This is a genomic window from Janthinobacterium sp. SUN100 (assembly GCF_030397705.1).
GTDB lineage: Bacteria > Pseudomonadota > Gammaproteobacteria > Burkholderiales > Burkholderiaceae_D > Janthinobacterium > Janthinobacterium kumbetense.
On sequence record NZ_JAPUBU010000001.1, the window covers coordinates 546,834 to 560,950 of the forward strand.

17 protein-coding genes are annotated in these 14,117 nt (G+C 59.6%); 8 read left to right on the forward strand and 9 right to left on the reverse strand.

Annotated features, from left to right (window positions below; translation table 11 throughout):
• Window positions 1-68: 68 nt before the first annotated feature.
• Window positions 69-611 carry a GNAT family N-acetyltransferase gene (locus O0881_RS02175; protein WP_289909909.1) on the forward strand — a complete coding sequence of 181 codons (543 nt, stop codon included), beginning with the start codon at window positions 69-71 and terminating at the stop codon, window positions 609-611.
• Window positions 612-633: 22 nt separating this feature from the next.
• The gene (locus tag O0881_RS02180; protein ID WP_289909910.1) at window positions 634-1,686 is read left to right on the forward strand and encodes an FAD-binding oxidoreductase; all 1,053 of its coding nucleotides are present in this window, start codon (window positions 634-636) and stop codon (window positions 1,684-1,686) included.
• Between the two features lie 31 nt (window positions 1,687-1,717).
• Here the strand turns inward: O0881_RS02180 and O0881_RS02185 are convergent, their stop codons facing one another.
• The 5 genes from O0881_RS02185 to O0881_RS02205 form a co-directional block, all read right to left on the reverse strand.
• Window positions 1,718-2,176 (reverse strand): hypothetical protein, encoded by a 459-nt coding sequence (locus tag O0881_RS02185; protein ID WP_289909911.1) that lies wholly within the window; start codon window positions 2,174-2,176, stop codon window positions 1,718-1,720.
• A gap of 4 nt (window positions 2,177-2,180) precedes the next feature.
• Window positions 2,181-2,798 carry a hypothetical protein gene (locus O0881_RS02190; RefSeq protein WP_289909912.1) on the reverse strand — a complete coding sequence of 206 codons (618 nt, stop codon included), beginning with the start codon at window positions 2,796-2,798 and terminating at the stop codon, window positions 2,181-2,183.
• A gap of 653 nt (window positions 2,799-3,451) precedes the next feature.
• A complete protein-coding gene (locus O0881_RS02195; RefSeq protein WP_289897929.1) occupies window positions 3,452-3,823 on the reverse strand; it encodes a hypothetical protein in 372 nt (123 codons plus the stop codon).
• 68 nt (window positions 3,824-3,891) lie between these two features.
• A complete protein-coding gene (locus O0881_RS02200) occupies window positions 3,892-5,109 on the reverse strand; it encodes a hypothetical protein (protein WP_289909913.1) in 1,218 nt (405 codons plus the stop codon).
• A 298-nt stretch (window positions 5,110-5,407) separates the two neighbouring features.
• Window positions 5,408-6,289, reverse strand: coding sequence for a LysR family transcriptional regulator (locus O0881_RS02205; protein ID WP_251348762.1), 882 nt, complete (start codon window positions 6,287-6,289; stop codon window positions 5,408-5,410).
• 97 nt (window positions 6,290-6,386) lie between these two features.
• On the opposite strand from O0881_RS02205, the gene O0881_RS02210 reads away from it, so the two are divergent.
• The 4 genes from O0881_RS02210 (at window position 6,387) to O0881_RS02225 (ending at window position 9,598) form a co-directional block, all read left to right on the forward strand.
• Window positions 6,387-6,971, forward strand: a complete 585-nt coding sequence (locus tag O0881_RS02210) for a GNAT family N-acetyltransferase (protein WP_289909914.1) — start codon at window positions 6,387-6,389, stop codon at window positions 6,969-6,971.
• A 128-nt stretch (window positions 6,972-7,099) separates the two neighbouring features.
• Complete coding sequence (locus O0881_RS02215) at window positions 7,100-8,578, forward strand: MFS transporter (RefSeq protein WP_289911438.1); 1,479 nt, start codon at window positions 7,100-7,102, stop codon at window positions 8,576-8,578.
• Window positions 8,579-8,806: 228 nt separating this feature from the next.
• Window positions 8,807-9,076 carry a hypothetical protein gene (locus O0881_RS02220; RefSeq protein WP_289909915.1) on the forward strand — a complete coding sequence of 90 codons (270 nt, stop codon included), beginning with the start codon at window positions 8,807-8,809 and terminating at the stop codon, window positions 9,074-9,076.
• Window positions 9,077-9,205: 129 nt separating this feature from the next.
• Window positions 9,206-9,598, forward strand: coding sequence for a hypothetical protein (locus tag O0881_RS02225; protein WP_289909916.1), 393 nt, complete (start codon window positions 9,206-9,208; stop codon window positions 9,596-9,598).
• A 190-nt stretch (window positions 9,599-9,788) separates the two neighbouring features.
• On the opposite strand, the gene O0881_RS02230 is transcribed toward O0881_RS02225, so the two are convergent.
• The 3 genes from O0881_RS02230 to O0881_RS02240 are packed head-to-tail and all read right to left on the reverse strand — an operon-like array spanning window position 9,789 to window position 11,526.
• Window positions 9,789-10,172, reverse strand: coding sequence for a cupredoxin domain-containing protein (locus tag O0881_RS02230; protein ID WP_289909917.1), 384 nt, complete (start codon window positions 10,170-10,172; stop codon window positions 9,789-9,791).
• A 3-nt stretch (window positions 10,173-10,175) separates the two neighbouring features.
• On the reverse strand, window positions 10,176-11,069 hold the full coding sequence (locus O0881_RS02235; protein WP_289905584.1) for a metallophosphoesterase: 894 nt from the start codon (window positions 11,067-11,069) through the stop codon (window positions 10,176-10,178).
• Between the two features lie 58 nt (window positions 11,070-11,127).
• Complete coding sequence (locus O0881_RS02240; RefSeq protein WP_289909918.1) at window positions 11,128-11,526, reverse strand: c-type cytochrome; 399 nt, start codon at window positions 11,524-11,526, stop codon at window positions 11,128-11,130.
• Between the two features lie 234 nt (window positions 11,527-11,760).
• On the opposite strand from O0881_RS02240, the gene O0881_RS02245 reads away from it, so the two are divergent.
• On the forward strand, window positions 11,761-12,252 hold the full coding sequence (locus O0881_RS02245; protein ID WP_289909919.1) for a sigma-70 family RNA polymerase sigma factor: 492 nt from the start codon (window positions 11,761-11,763) through the stop codon (window positions 12,250-12,252).
• Window positions 12,239-13,048 carry an anti-sigma factor gene (locus tag O0881_RS02250; protein ID WP_289909920.1) on the forward strand — a complete coding sequence of 270 codons (810 nt, stop codon included), beginning with the start codon at window positions 12,239-12,241 and terminating at the stop codon, window positions 13,046-13,048. The genes O0881_RS02245 and O0881_RS02250 overlap by 14 nt, the downstream gene beginning before the upstream one ends.
• A gap of 19 nt (window positions 13,049-13,067) precedes the next feature.
• Here the strand turns inward: O0881_RS02250 and O0881_RS02255 are convergent, their stop codons facing one another.
• Window positions 13,068-14,117, reverse strand: coding sequence for an alpha/beta hydrolase (locus O0881_RS02255; protein WP_289909921.1), 1,050 nt, complete (start codon window positions 14,115-14,117; stop codon window positions 13,068-13,070).

Sequence of the window (14,117 nt, forward strand, 5' to 3'; positions counted from 1 at the left end):
GATTCATGGAATCAAGATTGACGGGCCGGGTCACGCGTCACTAGACTCATGCCTTTCCAGGAGTTTCCATGAGCACCTTTAGCATGCGCACCCTGCGCCCGGACGACGCCGCGCCCTTGCTGGCCTTCGAGCAAGCCAACCGGGCATGGTTCGAGCGCCATATCGACCGGCGTCCGGACGCTTTTTACAGCATCGACGGCATCCACGCGCACGTCGCGCAATTCCTGGACGAGCACGCACAGGGGCGCATGCACCCCTGCGTCATCGTGGACGAACACGGACAATTGATCGGGCGCGCCAACCTCAAGGACATTGACCGGGAGCAAGGCGTAGCCGAAGTCGGCTATCGCATCGGGGAACAGCAGGCGGGCAAGGGGCTGGCCACGGCCGCGCTGCAGTACCTGATTGCCCTGGCGCAAGACGAATGGCGGCTGGCCAGCCTGTGCGCCTATGCCATCGATGGCAATGCGGCGTCGATCCGCGTGCTGGAACGCTGCGGTTTCGCGCAGGGAGTGGCTGTGCCCGATATTGCCATCGTGGAAGGCAGCGTCGTCGATGGCCACCGGTTTGCGCTGGAATTACGGGCGGCTGGGGTAGACTCTGCCCTATGATAAATATGCAAAGTTGCCAGATATGAATCAAGAAACCTCAAAACGCATCGTCGTCGTCGGCGCCGGCATCGTCGGCGCATCGCTCGCCTACCACCTGGCCAGCAAGGGGGCGAACGTCACCGTCGTCGAGGCGGGCGGCATCGCTTCCGGCGTGACGGGCACCTCGTTTGCCTGGCTTAACGCGTCCTGCGCGGGGATGGACCCCATCGCGGCCCTGCGCGGCGGCGCCATCGCCGCCTGGCGCCGGCTGGAAACGCAGGTGCCCGGCTTGGCGGTGCGCTGGCACGGCGCCTTGTCGTACGGCACGCAGGATGGGCGCGTTTCTCCCTCCTGCATGGTGATTGACCGCACCCGCATCGCCCAGCTGGAACCGCAGCTGCGGCAACCGCCGGAACAGGCGCTGTACGAACCGGAGCAGGGCGACCTCGACGCCGTCGCCGCGGCGCATGCCTTGCTGGCAGCGGCCCGGGCGCTCGGTGCGACGGTCCGCACGCACACGCCCGTGCTGGGCTTTGCCGTCCAGGACGGGAAGGTGAGGGGCGTGGAAACGGCCGCTGGCCTCATCGATGCGGACGTGATCGTGCTGGCGGCAGGCACCGCCACTGCCGCGCTGGCGGAGCAGCTGGGCGCCAGCCTGCCCATCCACGCCTCGCCCGCCGTCTTCCTGCGCTACCAGGCGCCGCCCGGCTTGGTGCGCGGCATTATTTCCAGCCATGCAATGGAAGTGCGGCAAGACGAAGATGGCGCCATGCTGGCGGCGGAAGATTACGTGGACGACGCGCCGGAAAACCAGCCGGCCGCCATGGCGCAACGCACGGCCAGCGCAATCCGCAAGGAACTGGAAGGAGCCGACGCCATCGTGCCGGCATTCGCCTGCATCGGCCTGCGCCCCATGCCCTTTGACGGCGTGCCCATCATCGGCTACTTGCCGCAGGTCGAAGGCGCGTACGTGTGCGCCATGCATCCGGGCGTCGTGCTGGCAGGCATCGTGGGTCAGCTAGCCAGCGGGGAAATCGTCGATGGACAGCCAGCGTCAGCCCTGGAAGCTTGCCGGCCCGCCCGTTTCTTGGCGTAAATGACGTGAAGACCCCGTGCCGCGCTGATTCCTACGGCACAGGCACGACAAAGACGGGCAGGATGAACGGCGGCGCCTCTTGCGCATCGCCGTCCTCCGACGGCGCCTGCATAACATCCTCGTTGCGCCAGTCCCCGTTCACCACTTGGTCGGCGATCAGAGACAAATCCTGCGTTTCGCGCACCTCGCGGCGAAACGGCAGCCGGCCATGCGAGCGCGACACGAGGCTGAAGCGCAACTGGCGGCACTGCGCATCGTGCCAGCAATAGAACAGCATCTGCTCGCCAGCGAGCGCGCTGCGGCGTGCCGCGATCAATTCCTCGATGAATGCAACGATATCCGTGGCTTCTATCTGCGGCGTTTCCTCGTCCGTGGGCGAAAAGCTCCACATGTTCTCCATCGCTTCGCGGTTGATGTCGTCGGCATCAATGAACACCTCGTCGTCTTGCGCCATTTCCAGCCATGCATTGACTGTCCTGCAATTCATCATGTCGTCATGCATCCCATGTTTTAAAAGCCGTCCATACCGAGCGCCATGCGCCATGCGGAAGTTTGGCCTGCATGGAAAGTGACAGTCCGCCGTCGCCCATACGATCGCCTGGCTTCCATTGTTTATTCTTCAGATTAAGTGCCCGTGCTCTTCCCATGTCGACAGTTTTCATGTCTTTGATGTCATAGCCGACTTCCAATACGGGATGCAGCACTTCTCCATTAGCTGTCAAATATAAAGTATCGACATGGACCTTGGGTTTGTCAAAACGTTCGTAAAGCCTTGTTGCAGCGGATTTAAAACCCTGGCCAATGGCGATGCTGATGGTCGTTGGACCATTGCAGCCCAGAAGCGCGGCAAGCGCCCAATAGTCATGGTCAGCAGTGACAAGCCTGGCCAAACAGCGTTCTATCCATGCCAATTCATCAGTTCTGAATTCTTTCCAGTATGGAGCAAACGAATTCTGCAGGTAGCCGACTTCGTGCAGCGCGCCGACCAGGTTAATCTGCTTGTCCACGCAGCCAATATCCTGCAACAGATGGGCTGCAGCTGCGGCGACCGCATACTCGCCTTTGGCCATGGCCTTATCTTCGAGTTTTTTCAGTTTGGTGTTAATACTCATTCTTTTCCTGGTGCGGACGATACCGCGCTCGTTATGGTTACTGGTAACTACCGGAAGCGGGAGCTGCGGCATGGCTCGCATTCACGCAAATCACTGAATTTAAGAATATTTCGGCGGCCCATTCATGGCCAGAATAAAATTCCGCAATGAATTTTCAATATTAACCAATCATGCCCCTTGACTGGAAAATACGGCCAGTATCAACAAAGATGCCACCGGTTGTCATTTCATGCAGCTGTTTTCAGTCATTCAAGTTCAGCCCATTCCGGATTGTGCCATACCTCGGCATTTAACTCTGCTTCCTTGTCGCACCGGATCAGCACCCAGGAACTCGCTTCTATTGAGCATTAAAAACATCCACATTTCTACATGGACTTGCATGCACTCACCCCCGCGGCCCATCCAGCAACAACTCCGCCAGCCTGGTCGTCAGCAAGAAACTCGTCTCGCTGAGTTTCTTGCCATGTATCGATAGCCGCCGCACTGGCAGGCGCGACAAGGCCAGGGGACTTCCTGAGTTGTGGCTTCCCGCTGATTCACAGCAAAATTCTCGGCTGAATCGGGCTTGCGATGACTGCGACTGCAAAGCGTACTCCGTCGAAAAGTAATTCTTGAATTCAGGCCTGGGAAGTACATCAATGCTCAGCTCAGCTTCACCCGACTGCGGATTGCGGATAGACCATTCTAAAACCATGATGCTGAGATTGCATTTTAATGCATAATCCTTGATGGAAATTCTCCTGAGTCAGATCATCCACAATGCAGTGCAAGTTAACACCAGGTGGTTGAACGATCAATGTCAGTTGATAACTTAGGATTTCCTCATTCTCCGCGGAGTAATACGTTTTCATTGCCTTGTTTTTTACATATGCTCCGGCTTTTCTCAATGCTTCATTAATCAGGTATGTTATATTATCATCCAGCGTCACATCCAAATTGTCAGGGCCATTATATTTGCATAGTATTGAAATTGGAAATTCCACCGCTATTTCAACTTTTCTTGCATGGTCGCAGTCTATTTTCATTATTTCATGTCCTGCTGGAAATTTAATTTTAAATAACTTTGGCTAATATCAATGGCTTGAATAAAATGCTACAACTCAAAGGCTGGCGCCGACTCAAGATGCTGCGCGGCAGGGAATGCCTGTACCCGATAGCGCACTGGATAGCAATCGACTTCCTGCATCAGTTCACCGCAGATGGCCAATGCATCATTCCATGCCAGCATCTTGGTGGTGCTTTCGCCGCCGGCATCGTCAAGCTCCACCATGGCCACTACATCAGTGCGCGGCAGCAGCGTGTTGACACCGCGGGTCCAGCTTGCCGCAGATGTAACGCGCTGGCCATCTTTTGACTTTATCAACATGCAAGTGGCCACGAAAATATCCTCTCCAATGCTGTCGTTGACCCGATCCCACTGCTCTTTCTGCAGCTCGTAGTGATGTGCGCGCATTAACTGTTGAAAGTGCGCCAAGGCTCTGGCCACGGCCGCGTCCGATGGCTGGAACACGACGATTTTTCCCTGTTCAATGCGATACATGGTGGCCGAGACCAGGCGTCCCTCGTCCTGCACCAGCTGGTCGGCCAGGGAGATCATGCGCAATTGCCCCGCTACATTATGTGACGATGCCAGCAGGAAACGTCCACGCGAGGGAATCATCGCCAGCGGTTCGGCGTCTTTGCAGACGCGACTCAGCAAGTCAGGCAGCAGCAGGCGCGATGAATCATAGTCGTCCTGCCATTCGCCCATCAGCAGTCCATCGCCCAGATCCGTAAAGCTGTACGGCGTGCATTCGCGCAGATTGTCCATGGCCGCCGTCAGCGCTGCATCGAACGTCACGCCCCATTGCGCCAAGACGGCCTGGCCGACGATTGCCATGTGCGAGTCTGTGTTGTAGGCCAGCATGATGATCGTATCGTCGTCCAGTGAGCGGTAGGCATCGTTCACTTGCTGGCGCTCTGGCTGGGCCAGCGCCACCAGGCGCAAGTAGTCGCCTTGTGCCCGGCTGCGTACCACCGGCATCAGGCAGGGTTTGGCTTCGGCAAAGCTGGCAGGCAGGCCGGGCACGACCATGCTGGCCAGATAGTTTTGCAGCACTTGCGCACGCATCTTGCGCGGCGCGGCGCAATAATCGTGATAGGCATTATCCAGATTGAAGATATGCTGACTGTTTTCACCCATTAGAATGCGAAACTGCTCCGCATCGTAAATCAATTTCTGTACCTGGCCGTCGGCGCGCGCTTGGCGCATGACTAGGGAGGCAAAAGAATCTGGTGAGGGACGCGTTCGGAAAAAATCGAGTAGATTCATGGAATTTTTAATTGAAAGATCAAAAGATCATGGCGGATTATAATCGTGATTAACAATGATTGTAATGCGCACTGTTCTTTCAATAAACGGGATAAATTCAAATTATATTGTCATGACCAAGGCCAGTGAATTTGTCGATCAATAGTGACTTTGTTGCACAAATAAACTCAGTGACTGCTTAAAAACTTCGTAGCAACTTTCCAGCCAAAGCATCTTTGATGTTTTGGGGCGAGTGGCGATGTGGACGCAAGTCTATCGGGTGCTTGCGCTTCCAATGTTCTGTATTAACTACATGACCTCACCCCCGCGGCCCATCCAATAGCAACTCTGCCAACCTGGTCGTCAGCCACAAACTCGTCTCGCTGAGCTTCTTGCCGTGGATCGATAAGCGCCGCACGGGCAAGCGCGACAGGGCCAGCGCAGGGCAGGGCACTTCCTGCAGATATCCCTTGTAGTTGTCGTAATTGGCGATGTTCAGGGGCAGAATTGCCCAGCCCAGCTCGTCCGCGACCATTTCCGCGATGCTGTAGAAACTGTCGGAAAACCAGACGGCGGGGCTGAACGCGTGTTCGCGGTTCAGTTCTGAATCCATGATCAGCTGGCGGTAGCGGGTCAGCTCGTTGCGGCTCACTTCCTGGCCGTGCGCCATGGCGTGGCCCTTGGCCACGAACACGCCTTGCGCCACGCTGCCGATGTGCTGCTGTTCCAGCACGGGGGAAATGGGGCCGCGGTCGAAGTGGAAGGCCACGTCCGCTTGCTGCTGCTCCACGTACTGCGCCACTTCCGACGCCGTGGCGTTGAGCATCACCAGTTCCAGCGCCGGGTAGCGCGCCGCCAATTCCTTCACCAGGGTGCTGATGGCCAGGTAGGGCAGGGCTTCGTCCAGGGCCAGGGTCAGCTGCGCTTCCGGCGCCTCGCTCAAAAGCTGCGCCCGCAGTTGCAATCGCTCGGCCTGGCGCAGCAGTTCGCATGCTTCCAGGTGCATCACCTTCCCCGCTTCCGTCAGCACGGCGCTGCGGCGCGAACGGTCGAACAGTTCCACGCCGAACTCCGCTTCCAGCAGACCGATCGAGGTACTGACCACCGATTGCGCGCGGCCCAGCCGGCGCGCCGCGCCCGAAAAAGAGCCGGCCGCGACGGCCGCCTCGAAGTAGCGCATTTGTTCCAAAGTCCATTGCATGACATCCACCTATCTGTTTTACAGATGGATTTTAACTTGAATGCCATTCAGGGGCGACATAAAATGCATTTACATTTTCAACAACACGAGATCCGCCATGAAAAACGCTCAAGCCCATACCCCCGTCATCAGCTTCAGCTGGTGTCACGACGCCACCGCCGAAGATGCGCTGTGCAAGCTCTACCTCGACAACGTCAGCGCCGACTACATCTCCCATTCGGAGCTGCAGGGCGAACGTGCCGATGCGCCGGGCAACTGGCGCGCGGACTTGCCTGAGGTCATACGCGGCGAAATCCGTGCCGCCCTGTCGCATGACTGGGCCCATGGCGATTCGACCCTGCTGGCCGTCGCCACTGCCGGCGACGCCGTCGTCGGCATGGCCTTGGTTTCCATCGACACGCGCCAGCGCGCCTCGAAATCGTTCGCCGCGCTGGACGACCTGGTCCTGCTGCCTTCCGTGCGCGGCAGCGGCATCGGCAGCCAGCTGGTGGAGTGGGTAGCGAGCGAATTGCGCAGCCACGGCATCGCCCGCCTGTTCCTCGAATGCGGCGCGCACAACCTGACGGCGCAGACTTTCTTCCAGGGACGCGGCTTCAAGCAAGTGTCCGTCGTCATGCTGCGCGAACTCGACGCGCCGGAAGTGACGGCCGCCGTGGATGACAAGGATGGCGACCGTGGCTGACGCCCGCCGCCTCCGACCAGCCCAGGCCCGTGGCAGCCTGGAACGTAAATATTTGCGCAGCACCAAATTCATCCATACCGATAGTTGTTAAAAGTTACACTAAAATCCATGAGTTGTTTATGCATCCAATGAAAAAATGGCTGACGCTGGCCATCGTCTCCAGCGCCTTGTTCCTCATCGTGGTCGACATGACCGTGCTCTACACCGCCTTGCCCGCGCTGACGCGCGACTTGCAGGCCACTTCCTCGCAAAAACTGTGGATCATCAACGTGTACGCGCTGGTCGTTTCCGGTCTGCTGCCCGGCCTCGGCACCCTCGGTGACCGCTTGAGCCACAAACCCGTTTTCCTCGCCGGCCTGGCCGTGTTCGGCATCGCCTCGCTGTGCGCCGCGTTTTCGCCCGCGCCGGAGTGGCTGATCTTTGCCCGCGTGCTGCTGGCCATCGGCGCCGCCTTGATGATGCCGGCCACCTTGTCCATCATCCGCCTGACCTTTACGGACAACCGCGAGCGTTCGTTCGCCATCGGCGTGTGGGCGGCCATCGCCTCGGGCGGCGCCGCATTCGGCCCCGTGCTGGGCGGTTTCCTGATGGAACACTACTGGTGGGGTTCCGTCTTCCTGATCAACGTACCCATCGTCCTGCTGACCCTGGTGCTGGCTGCCGTCGTCCTGCCGAAGCGGGCCGGTAACCGCGACAAGCCGTGGGACTTGAAGGGTTCGCTGCAAGTCATGATGGGCCTGCTTGGTGGCGTGTATGCGATCAAGGAACTGGGCAAGTCGCAGCCGTCGTACGCGCTGGCCGCCGCCTCGTTCGCCGTGGGCGCCTTCTTCATGCTGAAGTTCGTGCGCCGCCAGAAGCGGCAAGCCCGGCCGCTGATCGACTTCGCCCTGTTCCGCGAACTGCCGTTTTCCAGCGCCGTGGCCGCCGCCATGGTGGCTTCCGCCGCCCTGATCGGCATGGAACTGGCGCTGAGCCAGCACATGCAGCTGGTGCGCGAATTGTCGCCGCTGGAGGCGGGCTTGCTGCTGTTGCCGCTGCCGCTGGCGTCCGTGTTTGCCGGCCCGCTGACGGGTTTCATGCTGCCGCGCGCCGACAAGGCCAAGGTCTTGTGGGGTTCGTTGTTGCTGTCCGGCATAGGCATGGCATCGTATCTGCTGCTGCATGACGCCGCCGTCTCGGCCCAAGTAGCCAGCCTGGTGATCCTGGGCCTGGGCCTGGGTGCCGTCATGACGGCCGCGTCCAGCGCCGTGATGCTGAACGTGGCCCCGCAACAGGCCGGCATGGCCGCCTCGATCGAGGAAGTGTCGTATGAACTGGGCGCCGTGATCGGCGTGACCGTGCTGGGCACCATCTTGTCGGCCGTCTACAGCGCCACGCTGGTGATCCCGGAAAGCGCGGGCCTGCTGCCGAATGCCCATGATACGCTCGACGCGGCGCTGCTGGCCGCCGAGCAATTGCCGGCCGAACTGGGCTTGCAAGTGTCGGAACTGGCCCGTTCGGCCTTCGACAAGGCGTTCATTGTCGTGCTGGCCACGGCTTCCGCCATCCTGATGGCGGCCGCTGCCACCATCCGCCACCTGCATCTGCGGGCGCGCCGCGCCGCCTGATCGACCGCCCCTTGGGGCCAGGGAAAATGCTGGCGCCGCCATGAGCGGCGGCGCCAGCAGGATTCGGTTTTGGACGAACGGTCGGACGCAAGACAATAGTTTTAGACAAAAATTAATAAATTTGATACAAGTGAGCCTGGCGGCCAGGCTTCGGGAACGGTCGCTATCGGCCAGAAGCGGACAGAGTCACGCACGGCACCGATCATTTTTCTCTAACTCAATACGTTCATGTCCAACCAATCGATAATCGCTCGAATTGAATCCTGTTTGAAACGTGTCCAGGCACAGCAAGATACCGCACAGGCTTTAGCCGACTCGATTAGAGGGAACGGCAAAGCATTAGAGGCGATGCCATACGCCTTGATAAAAGAAATAGAGGGCATGGCCATGGACCTGGATATCGCTCAGTGGCACGATGAAGATGGATTCGTTCCTGAGCTAGGTCCCATTCTTTTGCGAGTCGAGGATTGGCTGGCGAAACTGCCCCGTGACGTGTGATCTCACAGCAGCTATCGATCAGAAGCCAACATTCAAAAAACCGGCAGTCCACAAGCTACCCGCATGAGACCAAACTTCAACGATATAGCAGGACTATGGGAACGAGATGGATCGCTTCGAGACGTCTACGTGCAGAATACTGAAGCTATCCACTGGGATCGCTTTGACCGCCTACTTTACCAATACGAATGCACGTACAGCTTTGATGGGGCTGCACTCCCATTTCCGGGATCGCGCAACGTTTTGGCGAATCGTGAAGGATCACATTTGTTGTCGATTCTATTGGATGGCCCGGTTGTAATCTGCTGTCATTTCTTCGTCCCCGAGCAGTTAGAACTCGATATCTCACCGAAGGAAGTTGCTGGGTCTTTGCAGCATGAGCAGGTCCTGTTATTCGTTGAAAACCTGGCTGAGACTCTAGAACTTCCTGTGGACATCACCCCTGAAAATTGCGAGAAAAAACCGTTTCTAACGTATGTGTCCCATGCTAAATCGTGGCATATACCCGGTGATCCGCAATAGTGGCCAACGTCCGCTATGCGCCGAAAGCAGCCGCTCATATAAGCTCAGGAAACAGCAGCCTGCGTCAAATGCTGCAACCATGGCCTCGGCAAGCTTCGACGCGCAATAGTGTCTAACATTCTTGCACGCGCGACGCGTCGAAGTCGCTTGCCTCATGGGGGCTTGCGTCGAACTTTATGGTTCGTCCACCTTACTCCGTGACAATGATCTTCCCATTCATCTCCTCGTGGCCGCTGCCGCAAAAGTTGTCGCATAAAAAGGCGTATTCACCGGCCTTGCCGGGCGTCAGCCTCACTTCGGTGACCTGGCCCGGCAGCAGGTCGGCGCGGATGCGCATGTCCGGGATGAAAAAACCATGGATGAAATCGATGGCCGTGAACGCCAGCACGACCGGTTCATCCTTCTTCAAGGTGATTTCGTTCGGCGTGTAGACGAATTTCTTCGCCTGGATGGCGATTATTCTTTCCTTTAAGGCAACTTTCTTCACGCCTTGGGCCTCGATGGCGGCCACCGTCAGCAGCGCGCCGATACCGCAGGCCAACCTTGCACATAGCTGTCTTCTTGCACGGTCCATGGTTCAGCTCCTTGTCACGGGAAATTCCGTGAGCTTGTAGTCCTTGTTTGCTTCCGCCTCCACCTCGCGCAAGCCCAGGCCCTTGTTCGGCGCGGCGGGGTCCCAGGGCAGGGGCGTGCGCTTTTCCTGCGATCCTGGCGCCGGCAAGGGGAAAATCAGGGACTTGGCGGCGTGGTGCGCGATGTGCTCCGTCATGTGGTGATGTTCCTGGTGGATATGGCCGTAGAACACGGTCACATTGCTGTACGGCATCAATAGCGCCATCGCCTTGTCGCCGTCGCGCGTGGCCCAGTCCCATTTGGGCACGAGGTCGAACAGGGGCCGGTGGGTGAAGACGACGATGCGCGCATCCTTGGCCTGCTTGTCCAGGTCGTCCTTCAGCCATGCCAGCTGCGTGTCGCCGATGCGCGCGCCGGGGTCGGAAACGTTATCGAGAGCAATGAAATGCACACCCTTGTGCTCGAACGCGTAATTGGACGGGCCGAAGTTTTCCTTGTAGGCGGCGCCGTTGTCGAGCGACGCGTCATGCTCGCCGGGGATGAAACGCACGTTTTTCACTGTCAAGCCCGCCGCGATGTCCTTGAATTCGGCCATGCGCTGGCGGCGTTCCTTCGGGTCGTCCGTGGTATGCGTGAGGTCGCCCGTAAAGATGATGAAATCGGGCTGCACTTCCAGCGCATTGACGGTGGCGACGGCCTTCCTGAAGGTGTGGAGGGCATCGGGGTTGGCGGCGCCCGTGAAACCCCAGTGCACGTCGGACAACTGGACGAAATAGAAATCCTCGTAGGGAGCGGCTGCCGTCTTTCCGGCCGCCGCCGGCGCATGCCCGTAGAGTCCGGACATGAACACGGCGCCGCCGCCGACGGCGGCCAGTTTCATGAAGCTTCTGCGGTCCATCATGATGTTTCTCCTTGAAATGCCTGGCAATGGCTGGCAGGCGGTGGCACAACTGTCTCTATTTGGTGGCCTGGGCCGGGCTGGCCCGTGCGGATTCCTGCTTCAGATAAGCGATCAGGTCGGCGCGGTCCTGCGCGGACGGCACCAGGTAGCCCATTTTTTGGCCGGGAATCAGTTTTTCCGGACCCGACAGCCATTGGTCCAGCGTTTTCTCGCCCCACACGATGGCGGACGCCTTCACGGCGGGCGAATAGTTGTAGTCGGCGACACTGCCGGCTTTCCTGCCGAACACGCCCTTGTGCGCGGGTCCCACGCCGTTGTAGTCGATCGAGTGGCAGGATATGCACATGCTCTTGTACAGTACCTGGCCGTGCATGGCGTCGCCGGCGGTGGCGGCGCCGCTGAACGCCATCAGCGTGGCCGCGGCCAGGCCAGGGAGGAAGCGGGGATGTTGCATGTTGAACTCCTTTCGCTTTGCGGTTGCCAGGCCCCGATGCAATCGGGGCCTGCACATGCTATAACTGCGAAGGCGCGGCAAATATTCCCGCCTGTGCCGGTTTATTTTCTGCCGTAAAAAAACCGCCATAGCGGGAATAAACGGCAGGCAAAGCGAGTCTTGGGAGTTGAGACGCCAGACAGGCGGATGGGTGTTGATTTGAACGACATCGATAAAACCCGGTTCTTTGAAAAAATGGCCTTGCCTCACCTGGACGCCGCCTACAAGCTGGCGCGCTGGCTCACGCGCAATGACCAGAATGCTCAGGACCTGGTGCAGACGGCTTTCCTGCGCGCTTACCGCTACATGGACGGCTACCATGGCGACGGCGCGCGCGCCTGGCTGCTGACGATCGTGCGCAATACGTATTACACGTCGCTGCGCGACAGCCGGCCGGAACACGCTGACATCGGCTTTGACGAGGAGCTTCACGGCCACGACGAGGATGGATGCGGCAACCCGGAAGACATCCTGGCCCGCGCCGACGCGAAGGAGGCGGTCAACCATGCCCTGGATACGCTGCCGCAGCCATTCAGGGAAGTGCTGGTGTTGAAGGAGATCGACGATTTGTCCTACAAGGAGATTGCGGACATCGTCGGCATCCCGATCGGCACGGTGATGTCGCGCCTGGCGCGCGGACGCAAGCTGCTGCTGGCGCGCCTGAAACAATCTGATGGTGAGAGCTGACATGGAGTGCAAGGAATCACAAGACAGGCTGTCCGCCTATGCCGATGGCGAGCTCGATGCCCCGGCCATGGCGCAACTGGCGCAGCATCTGGCCCAGTGCCAGGACTGCGCCAAAGCCTGCGAACAGCTGTTTGCCCTGCGCGCGGCGGTGAAACAGCATGCCGCCGGCCATGCCGCGCCCGCTTTCCTGCAGCAGCGCCTGCGCCAGGCGCTCCAGGAAGAGGGCAAGCAGGCAAGGAAAGCCCCGCGCGGCAGGAAATGGGCGCAACTGCCGTGGGCCTGGATCAATTTTGGCGTGGCCAGCGCCAGCACGGCGGCCCTGGCCGTCACCCTGGCGCTGTACCTGTCCGTGCCATCGGACGCGGAACGGCTCGACCAGGAGATCGTTGCCAGTCATTTCCGTTCGCTGATGCCCGATCATCTGGCCGACGTGGCGTCCTCCGACCAGCACACGGTCAAGCCATGGTTCAGCGGCAAACTCGATTTTTCTCCGCCCGTGGTTGATCTGGCGCAAGAAGGTTTTCCCTTGATCGGCGGGCGCCTCGACTATATCAACGCGCGTCCCGTCGCCGCTCTCGCGTACCGCCGGCACCAGCATGTGCTGAACCTGTATGTCTGGCCCGATGGGGCACAGCGCGATGCGCCGCCGCGCCTGACCGTCAGGCAAGGCTATCATTTGCTACGCTGGAGCCGCTCCGGCATGGATTATCGGCTCATCTCGGACCTGAATGTGGCGGAACTGATGGACTTCGAGCGCCAGCTGACGGTGCAAATCGACAAGGAAAGTGTGCCGTGAATGCGCCGCGCCGCGCGCTTTACTTCAGCAAGGGCGCCACCTTGTCGCGCAAGACCGTCCATTGGGCGTCGTGCATGGCCTGGTTGGGGTCGTGTCCGGCCCGTTTCACCACGGTAAAATCCTTGGCCGGCGCCGTGATGCTGTCGAAGTAGCTGCGCGCAATGGCGGGCGAGGTGAGCAAGTCCGCTTCGCCCATGATGAAAAACACGGGCAAGTCGAAGCGCGTGCCCAGCGAGGGCAGGTCGACCTTGGCAAACATGCCGTCGCCGCGCATGCCAATGAACTGGATGTACGAGTAGTCATCGGCCGCCTCGGCATCGGCCAGCGCTTGCGGCGTGGCGTAGAACGGCGCCGGCTGCCACCAGTGCTTGGGCGGCGCATCCGTTGCCAATCCTTCATATTTGCGGTCGAAGCGGCGCAGGATGCCGAAGTTGCGCGGATCGCGCCAGGGCGGTGCGCCGAGCGCCGTCAGCTTGTCCACCGTGGCGGTATCGCCGGCCGCTTGCGCCAGAGCAAGCACTTCCCGGTACATGCCGGTTTCGTTGGCCCGCGCATTGACCACCTGCGCCGTGCCGATATACGCGTGGAACAGCTCTGGCTGCGCCTTGGCCATGTGCACGCCCAGGATCGAGCCCCAGGAACTGCCCATCAAAATGACTTTCCGCTGGCCCAGATGCTGCCCGATATAGCGGGCCACGGCGATGCCGTCGTCGCGCATCTGTTCCACCGTCAAGGGCAGCTCTTCCGTTGGGCGCTGTTTGCCATACGTCATGCCCGCGCCGCGCTGGTCCCACTGCACCAAGGTGTAGTGGCGTTCCCAGCCCGCATAGATGGCATCCGCGTAGGGACTCAGCGCATTGCCGGGACCGCCGTGGATGAACAGGATCACGGGATTGCCGCAGGCGGCGCCCGTGATCGTGATCCATTGCTCGATGCCATTGATGGGCACAAAGCCCTGTTCGCGGACGGACTGTGCGGGCGAAGCGCAGATGGATGGCGAAGCGGGCGGCGCCGCTTGTGCCACGCCGAAACAAGATAACAGCAGCAATGCCAGTCCTGTGATGCGCAT